General features: G+C 42.7%; 11 protein-coding genes. 3 read left to right on the top strand and 8 right to left on the bottom strand.

The window, feature by feature from the left end; translation table 11 throughout:
* Positions 1-26: 26 nt before the first annotated feature.
* From BGP78_RS20365 to BGP78_RS20330, 8 genes are all read right to left on the bottom strand, one after another.
* Positions 27-2,084: a S9 family peptidase gene (locus BGP78_RS20365; RefSeq protein WP_182912348.1), complete on the bottom strand. Its 2,058-nt coding sequence runs from the start codon at positions 2,082-2,084 to the stop codon at positions 27-29.
* Positions 2,085-2,170: 86 nt separating this feature from the next.
* The gene (locus BGP78_RS20360) at positions 2,171-2,722 is read right to left on the bottom strand and encodes a hypothetical protein (RefSeq protein ID WP_119863120.1); all 552 of its coding nucleotides are present in this window, start codon (positions 2,720-2,722) and stop codon (positions 2,171-2,173) included.
* A gap of 148 nt (positions 2,723-2,870) precedes the next feature.
* Positions 2,871-6,014 carry an efflux RND transporter permease subunit gene (locus BGP78_RS20355; RefSeq protein ID WP_119863119.1) on the bottom strand — a complete coding sequence of 1,048 codons (3,144 nt, stop codon included), beginning with the start codon at positions 6,012-6,014 and terminating at the stop codon, positions 2,871-2,873.
* A gap of 15 nt (positions 6,015-6,029) precedes the next feature.
* Positions 6,030-7,190 (bottom strand): efflux RND transporter periplasmic adaptor subunit, encoded by a 1,161-nt coding sequence (locus BGP78_RS20350; protein ID WP_119863118.1) that lies wholly within the window; start codon positions 7,188-7,190, stop codon positions 6,030-6,032.
* 179 nt (positions 7,191-7,369) lie between these two features.
* Positions 7,370-9,769 carry an ABC transporter permease gene (locus tag BGP78_RS20345; RefSeq protein WP_119863117.1) on the bottom strand — a complete coding sequence of 800 codons (2,400 nt, stop codon included), beginning with the start codon at positions 9,767-9,769 and terminating at the stop codon, positions 7,370-7,372.
* A complete protein-coding gene (locus BGP78_RS20340) occupies positions 9,766-10,485 on the bottom strand; it encodes an ABC transporter ATP-binding protein (protein ID WP_182912347.1) in 720 nt (239 codons plus the stop codon). Before BGP78_RS20340 ends, BGP78_RS20345 begins: the two co-directional genes overlap by 4 nt.
* A gap of 23 nt (positions 10,486-10,508) precedes the next feature.
* Positions 10,509-10,985 carry an HlyD family efflux transporter periplasmic adaptor subunit gene (locus BGP78_RS20335; RefSeq protein ID WP_182912346.1) on the bottom strand — a complete coding sequence of 159 codons (477 nt, stop codon included), beginning with the start codon at positions 10,983-10,985 and terminating at the stop codon, positions 10,509-10,511.
* A complete protein-coding gene (locus BGP78_RS20330) occupies positions 10,955-11,635 on the bottom strand; it encodes an HlyD family secretion protein (RefSeq protein ID WP_182912345.1) in 681 nt (226 codons plus the stop codon). The genes BGP78_RS20335 and BGP78_RS20330 overlap by 31 nt, the downstream gene beginning before the upstream one ends.
* Positions 11,636-12,128: 493 nt before the next feature.
* On the opposite strand from BGP78_RS20330, the gene BGP78_RS20325 reads away from it, so the two are divergent.
* From BGP78_RS20325 to BGP78_RS20315, 3 genes are read left to right on the top strand one after another with little or no spacing between them, the layout of a single operon-like run.
* Entirely contained in the window at positions 12,129-13,385 is a 1,257-nt protein-coding gene (locus BGP78_RS20325) for an efflux RND transporter periplasmic adaptor subunit (protein WP_119863113.1), read from the top strand.
* A 12-nt stretch (positions 13,386-13,397) separates the two neighbouring features.
* Positions 13,398-14,090, top strand: a complete 693-nt coding sequence (locus BGP78_RS20320) for an ABC transporter ATP-binding protein (protein ID WP_119863112.1) — start codon at positions 13,398-13,400, stop codon at positions 14,088-14,090.
* Entirely contained in the window at positions 14,087-16,549 is a 2,463-nt protein-coding gene (locus BGP78_RS20315) for an ABC transporter permease (protein WP_119863111.1), read from the top strand. Before BGP78_RS20320 ends, BGP78_RS20315 begins: the two co-directional genes overlap by 4 nt.
* The last annotated feature ends 42 nt before the right edge of the window (positions 16,550-16,591 follow it).

The following is a 16,591-nucleotide window of genomic DNA, read 5'->3' as shown; positions in this document are numbered from 1 at the left end:
CCTATGGTTATGCTTTGCATCGTTATTTATGAATCGAGTAAACCAATAAAAAATGCCATTTCTAATGCTTTCTCATGTAGGCTCTTAAAACGACCTGACGCCCCACCATGGCCAGCATCCATATCTGTTTTAAACAACAATAGATTATTGTCTGTTTTATATTCTCGAAGCTTTACCACCCACTTCATAGGCTCCCAATATTGCACCTGAGAGTCATGTAAGCCTGTAGTCACCAAGATATTAGGGTACGCTTTTGCTTCAATATTATCGTACGGTGAATACGCTAAAATGGTTTTATAATCCGCTTCATTATTTGGATTACCCCATTCATCATACTCATTGGTTGTCAGGGGGATCGTTTCGTCCAACATAGTGGTCAAGACATCTAAAAATGGCACATGGCACCCAACACCTAAGTACAGTTCTGGAGCCTGATTAACCACAGCCCCCATTAACAAGCCACCAGCACTACCACCTGAAGCGAATATCTTATCTGATGCGCCATAGCCCTCTTTAACTAATGATTTTGTTACATCAACAAAATCATTAAAGCTGTTTTCTTTAAACGACTTTTTCCCATGCTCATACCAAGCACGTCCGAGCATTTCAGAGCCACGAATATGTGCAATTGCATACACAAAACCACGGTCAAGTAAGCTCAGCGTTGTACTTGAGAAAGTAGGATCAATGGTAATACCGTACGCGCCATACCCGTACTGTAGTAAAGGGTTAGAGCCATCTTTTTTGAATGTCGATTTTTTATATACCAATGAAACAGGAATATCTACGCCATCGCGGGAAGTCACGAAAATACGCTCAGACGCATAAGCATCACTATTAAATTCACCCAAGACTTCTTGTTGTTTACGTAACACCTTCTGACCCGTTGCCAAATCACAATCGAATACTGAGCTCGGTGTTGTCAGGCTTGAATAGTAAATACGGACCGTCGTAGCACTGGCCTCTGGGTTTTGTCCGACTCCCGCAAAATAACATTCATCATTAAACGTTAGCTGATAGCTATCGCCTTGGTATGTATGCACCACAAAACGAATTTGGCCCATTTCACGCTCGGTCACAACAAAGTGGCTATCGAATAACTCCAGCCCTTCCAGTAACACGTGTTCTCGATGTGCGACGACTTCTTCCCAGTGTGCTATTTCCGCAATAGTTTCTGCTGACGCGCGCATTAAGCGAAAGTTGATTGCATCATGATTCGATAAAATATAAAAAGAGTCGCCCAGTTTATCTAAACCATATTCATGACCTATTGTGCGCGGTAATAACCGTTCAAAAGCACCTGTAGGTGTGTTCGCATCTAATACCAATAAGTCGCTGGTTTCTGTTGCCGATAAATAGATATAAATCTGGCTATCATCGCGACTTTTACCCAGCCCCATATAAAACTGATGATCTTGCTCTTCATAAACTAAAACATCATCGCTTTGTGGTGTGCCCAATACATGTCTGTATACCTGAGTGCCCAACAGCGTTTGCGCATCTTTTTTTACATAGAAAACGGTTTTATTGTCATTGGCCCAAACAAGTTCACCCTCAGTGTTAGATAACACATCTTCTAAATAGGTATCACTGGCAATATCTTTAAATCGGAAGGTATAAATACGCCTTCCATCTAAGTCTTCGCTATAAGCTAACAGTTTATCATCTGGGCTAACAGCCAAATCCCCAATATCATAGTATTCATGACTTTGCGCCAAGGCATTAACGTCTAACAAGAGTGATTTATCACTCAGCGCTTCATCGCTTGCTCGATAGTGTGACGCATATTCGTTATCTCCAGTCACATCTGAGACATACCAATACGCACCATCTTTTACAGGTACAGAGCTATCATCTTTCACGATCCGTGATTTCATTTCGGTAAATAACGAATCTTGCAATACTTTATGAGGCGCCATTTGCGCGGCAACATGCTCGTTTTCAATACGCAAATGTTGTAATACTTCGTCATTACTGCGTTTATCATCTCGCATCCAATAATAATTATCGGTACGTTGGTGTCCATGATGAGTCATACTATGGGGGATTTTTTTTGCTGTTAAAGCAGACGTGTTTTCAGCCACAGATTGTTCCTAACTTATGATATTTTTCCCAGTCTATCATAGTCATAGTTGCAAGCCAGTGCTGTTTTAAAATGAGCGTAATGTTATTACATAACCTCCCAAGCAACTTGCCATAATGCGCCACTGTCTGGTTCAAATTGCGGTGAGCTATTGCGACAATATTCAGTAAATGGCCAAGGTTTACATCGATAGCATCGTTTTGACGGTGCATGCCACACCCGAGTACCTTGTCGATAACTGTGCTGAGCTTGTGGAAAGACATGATCATACTCAGGCCGCCTATCGACCGATTTTTTGGGCTGCATTTTACATTTAAGTTCAAGCTTCAGATGCGTGATCCCACTATGAATATGTGCCATCACGGGTTGAGCTCCTGAGCCAAATACCCAACCTTTAGCCGAATAACTCCCTACTTTGACTAAAGGCACATGCACATTGATTGCATTCGCGAGTTCTGCTCGCCACGCATGTGAATCCTTTTGAGAGTGGTAGATGATTTCCGTCTTTACTTGAAGCGCACTTACCTCCCCAGTCTCGGTAAAAAAGCGCGCAGAGACCACATCTCCAATATGTAGTTGTCGCATCTGTGCCAGCATGCCTATTTGTTTCCACAGCGCAAGTTCCTGCTTGTCAGACACCAATAAAGCTCATCAATAATTAGAATATTCGCAAGTATAATGATGAAAAAACCAAATACAACTTTTTGACTATCAATGACCAATATAGCAACACTTTAAAATTAAAAAAGCCAGTGAGGTACTGGCTTTTTGGAACGTTCATAGTTGCTTATATCTTTGCTGAACGTGGCTTTATGGTATGAAAGACTTTACTAGTAAAACCAAATGCCTTACTAAAGGCTCCTTGTATATCCGTTAAGATAATGTACAAACATGGCACCAGTAACAGTGTGATTAATGTTGCAAACACAACAGCAAAGCCAAGTGAGACAGCCATTGGGATCACAAACATCGCCTGTAAACTGGTCTCAAACATAATAGGTAAAACCCCCATAAACGTCGTGATAGACGTTAAAGTAATGGCACGAAAACGGGCACAACCTGCCTCTATAACTGCCTCTTTTAACGCCATACCTTGACGGCGTACCTGATTAACAAAGTCAGTCATCACCAACGAGTCATTAATAACAACCCCTGCCGCCGCAATAATGCCATACGCAGACATCAAGCTCAGGTCTAAGCCAAATGCTAAATGCCCCCACAATGCACCCACTAGACTAAATGGGATAACAGACATGACGATCAAAGGCTGTGCATAACTTTTTAACGGAATAGCCAGCAAAATATAAACCAACAGCATGCCTATCACGAAAAAGACAATCTGTTCATTTGCTTGTGCTTGTTGCTCTTCTACAGCACCACTTAATTTGGTTTTAACCGTAGGAAAGCTCTTGAGCAGTTCAGGTAAAATAACCTCATCAATGCGTTTGGTTACCGCAGTTGGTTCAATGGCTTCTTCATCAATGTTGCCATAGACATACACCGTTCTGTAGCCTTCTTCACGTCGAATATAGCTGATCCCTGGTTTTTCTATCAAATCGACTACATCTCCTAACACCACTTCTTTGCCCTGTGGTGTCGTGATCACCGTATGTTTTAGTGATGAATATGCTTCACGGGTTAACTTAGGGTAACGCACCATCACACGTACTTCTTCCCCATTACGAATAACACGCTGTGCCTCACCGCCATAAAAACTTGCGCCCACTTGCGAGCCAATATCACGCAATGTAAGCCCTAAATCATAAGCGACTGGCTTTAAAGATAATTGAATTTCTTTACTTGCAGGGTCAATCGTCGAGCTAATATCAAATAAGCCGCTTTCTTGCTGCAATAAGGTAATAAGCTGGCGTCCGGCAGCATTGAGTGTTTCAATGTCAGAGCCATACAGTAAATAACCAAAATCTCCCTCACCGCCGAGGTTAATCACTTCGTCTTCAACAAGTATAGATTTCACCCCTGCAATCTCTGGCATGTTTTCCCGCCAGCGACGACTCAGTTCAAAGGTGTCAAAGGGGCGTAGCTCTTCATCAACTAGCGGCGCCATCACTTGCGCACTGGTTCTATCCATATTGAAAACCATGACGTTTTTCACCATTTTCACGCCATACTCTTGCTCAACCTGCTTATCGATATCAATAACCAATTGCTCTAGCTGCTTAGCCGCAGCAATGGTCTGCTCATCTGACACATTATTGTTCATGGTCAATTTAATCGCAGGAAAATCATGAGGAATTTTAGGCAAGAATAGCGTTCTAATATGGCCGCTCGTCATTAAGCTTACACTGATTATAAAAATACTGACAAACGAAAATAATACCGTCCATCGCCATTCTACACAGCGTGTTACAAAACGTTTATAAGGCCCATTTACAAAGCCAAAAAAGCGTCGATTAAACCCATTTCGCCAGCTTTTTTCTGCAAGGGGTTTAAACTTTATTTGCGCAATATGCGCAGGGAGAATGAGCTTAGATTCAATTAAACTAAAAAATAAACACAGTAACACAACGCCCGCAATTGAAATGAAGTTTGAACTTTCAGGTCCAGTTGAGAACATCAGCGGTGCAAATACCGCCATGGTTGTTAACACCCCAAATGTCGCAGGTGTCGCAACACGTTTAGCACCTCGGATCACATTTTCTACACCAGGACCTTTTTTCTCTACCTCAGTATACGCGCTTTCACCTATCACAATGGCATCATCAACCACGATCCCAAGCACCATAATGAAAGCAAATAATGAGGTCACATTTAGTGTTATCCCCAATGCAGGCATTAACATGATCGCCCCCAAGAAGCAGACCGGGATCCCGATGGTTACCCACATCGCCAACTTAAAGCGCAAAAATACAAACAGCATCAATGCCACGAGAAACATCCCTTGTAATAGGTTTGTTTTCATCATACTCAAGCGACCATTCAAGTAGTATGTCATATCCACTAAAGACTCAATCGTCACACCGGCTGGCAACTGCTCATTCTTTTGCTTAATATATGCATTAACAGAGTTTGCCACCGGCACCATATTTTGCTCTGTCGTCGCTTTGACCTGAATAAAAACCGCATTTTGGCCATTTAATTTAAAATATCGCTCACCTTCAGTAAATTCATCTTTGATGATTGCAACATCTTTAAGTAAGACCTGTGCACCATTCGCGCCCACTTTGACAGGCAGCTGACGAAATTCATCACCACTGTATGACTGGTTTTCAACGCGCACTGAAATAATACCCGCTTCAGTTCTGAGCTCACCTGCTGAAATATTTGCCGAATAATTACGTATAGAATTCGTTATATCTGCAATGGTTAAGTTATATTGACGCAACACATCTGGCTTTATTTCTATCGCGATTTCATCCAATGGGACGTCAACAGATACGAGAGACACATTCCCTAAATGTAGCAACTCATCTTCTATTTCTTTCGCAATTGGTTTTAGCTGAGTCAATGGCAAGTCAGCAGATACAGTCATGCCAACCACATCTTGTCGAAACTCAACTTGGTTTACCGTCAAAGGCTCCATTGCGGCTGGAAAAGTAGCGATGCTATCGACTCTCAGCTTCACCTTATCTAACACATCTGTCAGCTCAACATCAGGGTCTATTTTCAGCTGCGCGCTACCACTGCCATGAGAAGCGCGGTAGACGGCTTCTTCCACATCAGTAACATCTTGTAATGACTCTTCAATCTTAATTAAAATACTTTCTTCTATCTCTTGTGGCGATGCCCCAGGATAGTTTGCAGATACGGTAATATAATTAATCTCTACATTCGGGAACATCTGCCTCTGAATGGTAGAATAGGTAAAAATACCAATGATGATGATAAACCACATTAGCAAGTTTGCGGCAACCGGGTTATTAGCAAAAAAAGCAATTAAGCCGGTTTGTTTTTGCTGTTCATGCGTACTCACGATATACACCCACCCTTATAATTTTTCAGTTGTAGCTAACTGAGATGAATCTTCACCAGCTACTTTCACTGTCATGCCTTTTTGTGGGTATTCAGGTACCGTCGTCACAATTTTTTCATTGTCATTCAAACCTGCACTCACATAAAAATAGGTCCCTTCTTCACGAATAACCGTCACCTCTCTGGGCTCTAATTGATTTTCAGCGTTAAGCAACCAAATCGTGCTATTGTTAACTAAATCTTGTGGCAAGCGATAAATTTTATTTAATGTTTTTCCACCAAACGTGATTTGTACATACGAGCCAAACTTCACTTGCGGTTGACGGGTTTTTAACCCGTATGGGTCTTGAATACGCACAACCAAATTTACCATACGCGTATCGCTGTCAACGATCCCGAGATCGCGATGCACAACCGCTTGTCGTGTAAAGCCATTTAGCCCAGTTTGTTTTATTGTGGCTGTTAAACCTGTGATCCGCTCTGGTAAAAAGGCACTATCAAAGCCAGCAATTGGGATCACAACCTCAGCATATTCAATACCGTTGAGTGTCGCAACCGATGAACCCGTACTAACAAATTGGCCTAATCCCACATCACGCGAAATAACTAATGCATCATAAGGTGCTCTTACTTCACAATTTGCCAAATCCCTTTGCGCCCTTTTGAGTGCTGCGCGTGCAGATTTTACGCCTGCTTGTGCACTTAATACTTGGGGTTTACGTAAAAACAGGTCGGTATGTTTACGGCTAGGGAAACGCTTGGCTTCATCTTCGGCAACGTCGGCCTGTGCTTGCTCTTCTATCAATGTTGCTTGAGCGCGCGATAAGTCAGCCTCAGCTTGTAATACAGCCGCTTCGTAATTGTCTTTTTCAATTTCCATTAACACGTCACCACGTGCAACAATCCCCCCACTGACAAAATTAGGGTGCCATGCAGTCACTTCACCCGAGACTTGAACTGAAAGCTGTGTTGACTCAAAGGGCTTAACTTCACCATAGCTGTTAATCACAACTTGATGATCAAGGGCAAAAGCTGTTTCTACTTCAACCACTGGGCGGGTATCAATTAGTTCTTTCTCATCTGGCTCTGTCGCAAGCGCATTGATAGCCACTGATCCCACCCCCCCTGCTGCCAGCATGACTAGTGGCAAGATTATTTTTAATATTTTTGTTTGCATGTCCAATATCACCTGAAAATTATTTCCTCATGCAATACTAGCAAGATTCACAAAGCAATAAACGTGACATTTGTAAGATTCTGTTGCTAATTATAAAAATCAGTAAAAAGGACTTTATGATGCGATAAATTCACCAAAAAACTCTAATAATAGACATGAGGTAATCGAGGGGAGATGACCTACCCCTTATCTCCACGTAACTGACATCCGATTGCGTGCTTCAATTGCTGCTGTAACGGTTGGTAAACCCAAAAAGCCGCATTTATCAACACCACACTAACAGCAATACAAAAGCTTGCAGCCCACACATCTATCGCAGTTGTAAAATAATTTACGAGTAATATACTGCCAACAGCAGCAATGAGCGTGGCGATGGTTGCAACTCGTCCAAATTGAAGTAGCATTTCCGCCACCAATTGCGAATTTTTTGCCCCTATCGCTCGTTTCATGGCGATGGTTTGCCTCTGAGCTGATTGACGGATGCTCATGACACCAAATAACCCTACTGCGGCCAAAACGAGCGTCACAATTGTGATACACATACTTACCCATAGCAGTAGCTTATTGGCGAGTAATAACGCATCTCGCTGACTTTCAAGGCTCTGAACCCTAAATACTTTCATACCTGGCTGGTGTTGTTCAAAAAGCTGCTCCATGTTCGCTTTTGATAATGAGTGACCTGGTAATAAATGCACTAACAAATAATGCCTGCCTTGTGTTGCACGATACACAAAACGCGGGGTTATTGAACCATTCACACTCGCTTGATCAGCCACCACCCCAATTATCTGCATTGCCGCATCGGGGTCATCAATATTAAAACTCAGCCGAGTTGATAATGCTTGCTCAATGCCACCCAATTGATTAGCTAATGACTCACTGATCATTAAAACATCGGCATTATTTTGTACATCTGTGACATCAAAAAACCGTCCTGCTAATAATGTCTGTGAAAAAAATGCTGCATAGCGATGATCTACCACTTTTCCTAATGGCGTCACCTTTTGCAGCGTATCAACCAAAGTCAAATCCCAGGTAATGAGTTGCTCTCCTAACGGTGAGTTACTACGACTAACTTGTTCAACCATAGGGAGCACTTCAAGTACATTAGCCGCGTGTGTATAGGCTGCTTGTTGCGCTGCCTCCCCATCTTTTGTGGTATCCGAAAGTTGTACCATAAACTTATCTTTTAAGGGCAGCGTATGTGCAAGTTCAATTTGCTGCCATTGCTGCCATGCAACAGTCAATAAACAACTAACAATCATCATGGCAATGGCGAGCTGGCTGACCACAGATATATTAATTTGCTGCGCACTGACTTGCACTCCAACTCCTTTTGTCGCACCCGCCATAGCTTGCGCCAAACCTTGATACGGAAATCGCGACAGTCCAACTGAAACCAACACACTGTTTAGCAGTAACACGCTGGCTAGTATCATTGCCACAACAGGCCAAGATAGTGTCAGCAAACTTACATGAGGAAACAAAGTCGCTAACCAAGGTGCGCCATAAAACAAGCTTAAGTGGGCAATTATCATCGCTAATACCGTCGCCGTAAACATGATAAGTAATCCTTCACACCACAGCTGCGCATACAATTGTTTCTTTTTTGCACCCAACGCGACACGAAGTACCAACTGATGTCTTCGAGTCGCTAACATGGCGATATACAAGTTACAGACATTAAACAAAACCATGAGCAATAACCCTATCGCGCCAGCCAATACACCTAAAACGAGCGAACGGCTCGACCCCAATAAGACTGCTTTCAAAGGGGTTAACCATATTTTTATGTGCCAACCATCAAAATAGGTTTCACCCTTGACGTTCGTTTGCCACACACTATTCATTTCTTGTGATAAATTCAGACTCACAGTCTCAATCGTTTCAGACTGAGGCAACCGGGCGACCATTAAATTATTTGCATATCGGTTCCACCAAAAGCTTCTGGCTCCTTGTGTGGTTAAATTATGATCCCACGCTAACCATACTCCGGTTTTTTGATTAAATTGTGCTAAATTCGCCTCGATAAAATGTGCGGCCGTCACGCCTATAACTTGAAAACTCGCCTTTCCAAAAGAAATCGTTTTACCGACAATGTGAGGGTCTTGCTCAAAGTACTTTTGCCAATGCTCAAAGCTCAGTACCGCAACAGGGAGGGTATTATCACTTTGATGTGTAAAGCCTCGCCCCAAATGCATGGGTATATCAAACATTGAAAACCATTCATGTGTTACAAATGCCGTATTCACTTTGGGGCTATCCACATGGGACAATAAAAGTTGCTCTGCATAGTGCACTAATGCAACCTCTTCTAAGTGACGCCTTTGCTGGTACAAAGCCATGAGGCTCGGATAATTAAATGCCTCAACATTAAACTGATCATTCGCATCATACTGAGCAAATTCAACTTTAACGAGGCGATCCGAATTCGGGTAAGGTAACGAACTAAACAAAAGAGAATAGGTGAATGTCACAGCAATAAATAACGTCGTTAATGCTATTACCATACTCATCATCACACTGAACGTGTACCGCGGGGTAGTTAAAACCTGTGAAAATGCATGCATGATCATCATGTCTCCAAAGTAGCATGCGCTGCCACTGTGCTTATATCACCCAGTATTTCACCATCAAGTAGTTTAATTTTTTTGGGGGCCATATCTGCATATTTTGGGTCATGTGTCACCATACAAATCGTGCGACCTTGTCTGTGTAGCTCGCCAATCAAACGCATCACTGAATCACCACTTTTTGAATCCAAATTACCTGTCGGCTCATCAATGAGTAAAATTGCGGGCTCAGCAATAAGCGCTCTGGCAATGGCAACACGTTGCTGTTGGCCGCCTGATAACTGATTCGGTTTATGACCAGCTCTATGCGATAAGCCCACTTGCTCAAGGCAGGCTAACGCTCGTTGTTTTATACTCGCTTTGTCCGGCTTCGCACTGCTATAACGTAGAGGCAGTGAGACGTTCTCCAATACCGACAACTCATTTGCCAAATTAAAGGACTGAAATATGAACCCTATTGCTTTATTTCTAATTTCGGCAGCATCATCTGGTGTCAGTTTTGACACATCAGTTCCATTGATGTAGTACTCACCACTACTGGGCGACTCCAATAACCCCATAATCGATAATAATGTAGACTTACCACAGCCTGAAGGCCCAGATATAGAAACAAACTCCCCCTCTCTGATGATTAACTGAATATTCCTTAAAGCGTGCGTTTGCAATAGTTCTGTTTCAAATACCTTATTCACAGCTTGCATTGAAATTACAACATCCATCATGTACTCCCAAAAATATGATTTGATTAATACAATTCCACCTGCGCACCTTGCTGCGCCAGCGTTGTTAAGTCTGAAATAATGAACTGTTCACCAGCGCTTGCACCGTCAGCGATGACGGCAAGTTTTCCTGAACTAGTGTCAAAACTGACCCTAGTCGCTTTTGTCTGACCTCCAGCTAATATTTTATATAAAACCACCGGCTTAAATGCACTGTAGTGAGCTGGTCGCAACATATACAATGCATCATGCAAATGTGCCACAATAATCTCAGCATCAATATTCAACAAAGGCCTCGCACTCAAAGGCAGCTCCCCTTGAAGACTCACTTCCACCTCAACGCTGTTATTTTCTACTTGAGAGCTTATTCTCTGCACAACCCCAGCCACACTATGCTCGCGGATCCGTACTTCACATCTTTGGCCAATAGCCACTTTGGCTATGACACTTTGCGGCACTTTCAACCGTGCAGTTAAGTTTTTCGGGCTACCCAATAATGCCAACTCAGCCCCTTTTTCACACTTTGCCCCACAGTTAAAGGCATACGCTGTAACACGCCAAGCTGAGGTGCTTTTACGGTTAAATTTGCCTCCCGAGTACGCAACCGCGTCAGCTCCCAAGACTGCATATCTATACGTTGCTTCGCAAGTTGCAGCATGCTGGCTTGTAATTTTTCAAGTTGTAAAAAGCGCGTTTTTATACTGCTTAATTGACGTGTGAGATTCTCTTTTTTGGATTTCACTTGTAAAAACGTCAACATCGAGACAATACCTTTACGCAATAAAGCTTGTTGTGCCGTGAATTCAAGTTCAGCCGTTTTTAAATCCCCGATGAGGGTATCAATTTCAGCTTGCTCTAACAGCAGCTCCCGCTGATGGGTAAGCTGTAGCTGCGCTCGCATTATTATTGCTTGCTGTAATAACTGCTCATGCTGCTTTACTTGCAACTGCAAATCGGGATTAGACAAACGTGCAATGACCTGACCTTTTTGTAAAATACTACCCGCTTGATGAAGTACCGCTTCGACTATTGCATCACTCTCACTGGTAATAATATAACGCTCAGCACTGTGTAATTTACCAAAACTACTGACCTTGATAGATACTGGCCCTTGTTTGACCGTATCAACCAAAATATCCGTACGCTTTATCACTGTTACCTTGTTTGAGTCATATAAAAGCCAGCTAACTCCAAATATGAGTAAACTAATACACAACAATACAATGATATATTGGTATGATCGGTCTGGTTTTGGTTTCACACAGTCCACAATTTACGCTTTTTTAAATTCATAGTATCTGGCACATAGCGAGAAGCATGCCAATGCTTTAAATCTATTTATTTCATAACCTTAAGTTTGAAAGTCCAAAAATCATGAACAGTTCTCTCCAAAATCGGAATACTATTCCGGTTTTGATATAACGATTTATCATAGCAAGTAGCACACAATCACTCATAACTATGCACGCGCTATCGATTTCAAAATCATAACTTCTTTTAAAACCGAACACCTCACTGTTCGATATCGCACACTTCAATTAATTACCGAGCAAGGAAAACAAGTAAACTACTGATTTTAAATAGCTTTATTTTTTGGCATCAAAATTTCATATATTCACTATATCGCCAGCAGTGGAGCTTAATAAATGAACATTGATATCAACCCAGTCAAAAAGTCCAACAAGAAGAAAATAATCACGAGCCTAATCGCACTAGGCTGTATGGCATCTATGGCTTACTTAGCGCTGCGCCCTGCAATGCCGACATTATCCAATGACTCGTTGCACACAGTCATTGTGCAACAAGGTGATATTGACATCATGACACCTGTGTTTGGCCAATTCGCATCTCGCTTTGAACGATTGGTCAGCGCACCTGCAGATGGGCAGGTGAGTGAAATTTACTTGCGCGCCGGTACAGATGTCACCAAAGACACCATTATTGCCATGCTCTCTAACCCCGATTTAGAGCAACAACACTTTGAAGCCGAGTCAAAGTTAGAGCGTATGCAATCTGAATTCGCGTCATTTCAGTTTCAAAAACAAAATGAACAGCTGACATTTCAAGGAGAATTAGCGGACATCGATAGCCAAATTCAAGCCGCCAAATTAGATGTCGATGTAAATCAACGTTTAGCCAAACAGGGGATCGCCGCCAAAATAGAATTAGAGCGGGCCACATTAAAATATAACCAATTGAAAAAGCGCTATGAATTCGCTGACTACCGTTTCAGTAAACAAAAAGAAATGCACAAACTTGAACTGCAACAGCAGCATATTTTATTGAAGCAACAAGAAAAGCAGGTGTCATTAATTGCCAATAAAGTAGCCGACCTAACCATAAAAGCAGGTATCTCTGGCACTTTGCAACGCTTAGACATTGAGCTTGGCCAACGTGTTAACCAAGGGCAAGCCATGGCGCGAGTGGGCTCCAAGTCAGAGTTAATGGCAAAACTCAACATTCCACAGCGTATTGCTGAACGCATCAACATAGGCGCAGCGGTCATACTTGATCATAAGCAAGGCCCATTACAAGGCACAGTGAAGCAACTGGGTTCCGTTGTTGAAAATGGCTATATTATTGCTGAAATACACGTACAGTCATCACTGCCAGATAATGTACGACCTGCACAACCCATCAATGCCAAAGTGTTTGTTGAGCATGTACATAATGCCTTATATGTAGAGCAACGCGCAGGTCTAAAGCCACTCAGCACCCAGCCACTTTACAAAAAAGTCACCGAACAAGCACTGCTTGAACAAATACATATCACCTTTGGAGAGCTATCAGGTCGTCACTTATTGATCACCTCAGGAGCCCTTGCTGGTGACAAAATTATCACAAACAATTTAAGTCAATGGCATACTTACAGCCAATTGGCCCTAGATAACGCACAACTTTAAGGAAACGCCCTCATGACTGCACTCGTAACTATTAACAATATCAATAAAGTGTACAGCAAAGGCCAAGTGAAAACCCATGCTCTCCATGAGATCTCTCTGAGCATTAATAAAGGGGAGTTTATCTCTATCTCTGGGCCTTCAGGTTGTGGAAAGTCGACACTGCTCAGTATTTTAGGTTTACTCGATACGCCTACGAATGGCAGTTATCAACTTGCCAATATCGATACACACCAACTTAAAATTGATCAGCGTTCACAGGTAAGAAATAAGCACATTGGTTATGTTTTTCAATCATTTAATTTAATCGATAGCCTGACTGTATTTGAAAATGTCGCGCTACCATTAGAGCATAGAGGTATGCCTAGTGCCGATATTAAAGCCGCTGTCGAAAAACAATTGAGTGCGGTGAATATGGATGGCCGACTAGCACACAAACCCAGTCAGCTATCCGGTGGTCAACAACAGCGTGTTGCCATTGCCAGAGCACTGGTTGGCAACCCTGATTTGCTGCTTGTTGATGAACCAACCGGCAACCTTGATAGCCAAAATGGCGACGCGGTGATGCAACTACTTAAAACACTCAACGAAAACGGTGCCACGGTTATCATGGTGACCCATGACGAACGCTACAGCCAAATGGCCCGTCGTCAAATTCGCTTATTTGATGGCAAAATATTAGTAGAGCATAAGGAGGCAGTAGCATGAGTTTTTATTTTCGCGCATTACGCCATGGGGTGCAGCGTTTATTCACCCTGCCACGCCTATCGTTACCCGTTATATTGACGTTAAGTTTAACATTGGCTGCCGTCTTGGCTGTCGTCGCGATAAGCAGTAACCTCATTTTTAAGCCGCTACCAGATGTAAAAGATGAGCAAGCGTTATATCAAATCGACCGCCGAGTGACCGTATCGGGTGAACTCACCACCTCTATTTTTACCAAAAAGCGAGTTGCTTTGTTAGCCCAGCAGTATCAGGACTATGGTGACTTTACATCCTTCTCAGTGGATGATGATAAAGTCACCGTCAACGGCACTCACTACCCTGTTTCTGCGTTTTCTGCCAGTGATAACATATTAGATACACTCGGTGGAGAACTGCTTCTAGGCGAAATGCCGTCGCTAATGAACACGCAAGATGCCATTTGGCTTTCTCAAAGCCTATGGCACAGCGCATATCGTTCTGACCCTGCCGTTATAGGTAAAACGCTGCACCTTGGTGAAGCTGAAATGCAAATCAAAGGCATTGTTACAGATTTCCAGTCATTTACACCAGGCAATGATGAAAAATATAGCCAACAAGTATGGCGCTACTACAACTTAGCTGAACAAATCAAAACACCTACGCTGATGACTATCAGTGGAGATGTACGTGCTCTATTTAGAGAAACAAGCCGCCCCATTACCGAAAGTGATGTTGAACAGTTCTGGCATAATTACTATCGTGACCATGCCAGTGAGCTTGGGCCTATGAATTCGATTATTGAGTCACTGGGACCAGTGACCACAGTGAAGCAATACCGTGATGCCTTAATGCTTGAGCAAAATACCATGATCTGGTTTTTACTTGCTACTGTCATCATTTTATTACTGATGGCGAGCTTAAATCTACTCAATCTATTTATTGCCCATTACCAACAGCGTGAACAAGAGTTTGCAACTCAGCTGTGCCTAGGTGCAAATCGTAGAAAGCTGATCATCATGAGTTTCCTAGAGAATATCCCTACATTTGCATTGTCGGCACTACTGGGCCTACTTGGTGCGGCCTGGATCATCCGAGTGTTGCCGATTGTTAGTGGTGGTAACCTTGAATTGATCGAACTGGTTCAACTCGACATGGTCACCATTAGCATCGCACTCATCACCACGCTTATTATTAACCTATTCTTTGCAGTGTTATCAACCACACAATTTAACCAACAACAGTTAGTGAGCAATCTAAATAGTGGTAACAAAGGTCTCAACGCGGGTAAAGTAACCGTGTTAAGTAAAGTGCTATTTATCGCCCAAATCAGCTCAGCCGCAGTAATTTTGACCGGTACAGCCATGCTGGCCCAATCGGCCTTTAGCACGCTCAATGTCACTTTAGGGTTTACCCCAGGCAATACCTATGTTGCAGAAATCATACGCCATGGTGAGCTGCCAGAACTCCCTGACGAAGAGGATGTCAATGAACCTGAACGTCACAAACGTTTCAACGCAATGATAGCGGTAAAAAACAGCGTAACAACTGCACTACATCAACTACACCATGATATTACTGTACTACAAAGTGCCGATGAGCCTTTTGGGTTTGCATCAACGATTAATATGACGCAAAACTCAGAAACCAACGAACGACTCACTTTTTTAGCCAAATATATTGCACCTGACTATATTAATGCCTTCAATATCCCCCTACTCGCGGGCCGTAATGTCACAGAGGATGAGTACACAAGCCAAGCGCGAGTCGCACTCATAAATGAAGCATTCGCAAGAAAATTGACCACTGATGGCACCCTGGAGTCAGTACTCGGGATAAAAGTCGCTTCTTTGCAAGTCGTGGGCATTATCGCCAACAATTATACCCTTATGAGCAAAGGTGATGGCTATCCAACGTTATTTAATGCTCGCCATGCACTTGATAATTTAAATATGCAACTGGTCATGCAATTGCCCAATGAGCATGGGTTAAGTTCAGAGCAAATAACCCAAGCAATCACCCATGCACACCCTGAAATTAAGTATGTGGAAGTGAAGAGCTTAAATGAGCGCTGGGCAACAGAGATGCTAGATGAGCGTGTACAATTTTACTTTGTGGCTGGGCTATCAATCTTGACACTATTACTCGCTGCAGTAGGGAGTAATGGCATGGCGATAAGCTTTACTGAGCTGAAGCGCTTTGAACTGGCTATTCGCATGGCCACAGGTGCTACGCGATTTACCTTGCTTAGCCATACCTTGGCTACGTTCAAACACTTACTTTTTAGCGCGTTAGGTATCGCCATTACCAGTGCATGTGGTCTTTATTTTATGTTGCAAAAACAGGTTGCCATGCTCCCTTCATTTTCTTGGCCCTCACTGTTTTTTTTCACTAGCTTGCTAATAACTATCGTGTTTTTCGCTATTATTTTGGTAGTATGGCGTATCATTAATGCGGACCCAATGAAGGCACTTAGAGAACAATGAGTCGCCTGATAACACATTAACAGAATACTACTTACAATAATA

This window comes from Pseudoalteromonas sp. MSK9-3 (genome assembly GCF_003590335.1).
In the GTDB taxonomy this organism is placed as follows: Bacteria; Pseudomonadota; Gammaproteobacteria; order Enterobacterales; family Alteromonadaceae; genus Pseudoalteromonas.
The sequence above is the reverse complement of the archived record's forward strand: the minus strand, read 5'-3'. Positions and strand labels throughout refer to the sequence as shown.

Excerpts from the sequence above, each read along its gene's own strand:
- BGP78_RS20345 (WP_119863117.1), bottom strand. The coding sequence starts at position 9,769 with ATGATGATCATGCATGCATTTTCACAGGTTTTAACTACCCCGCGGTAC.
- BGP78_RS20320 (WP_119863112.1), top strand. The coding sequence starts at position 13,398 with ATGACTGCACTCGTAACTATTAACAATATCAATAAAGTGTACAGCAAA.
- BGP78_RS20325 (WP_119863113.1), top strand. The coding sequence starts at position 12,129 with ATGAACATTGATATCAACCCAGTCAAAAAGTCCAACAAGAAGAAAATA.
- BGP78_RS20340 (WP_182912347.1), bottom strand. The coding sequence starts at position 10,485 with ATGATGGATGTTGTAATTTCAATGCAAGCTGTGAATAAGGTATTTGAA.
- BGP78_RS20350 (WP_119863118.1), bottom strand. The coding sequence starts at position 7,190 with ATGCAAACAAAAATATTAAAAATAATCTTGCCACTAGTCATGCTGGCA.
- BGP78_RS20315 (WP_119863111.1), top strand. The coding sequence starts at position 14,087 with ATGAGTTTTTATTTTCGCGCATTACGCCATGGGGTGCAGCGTTTATTC.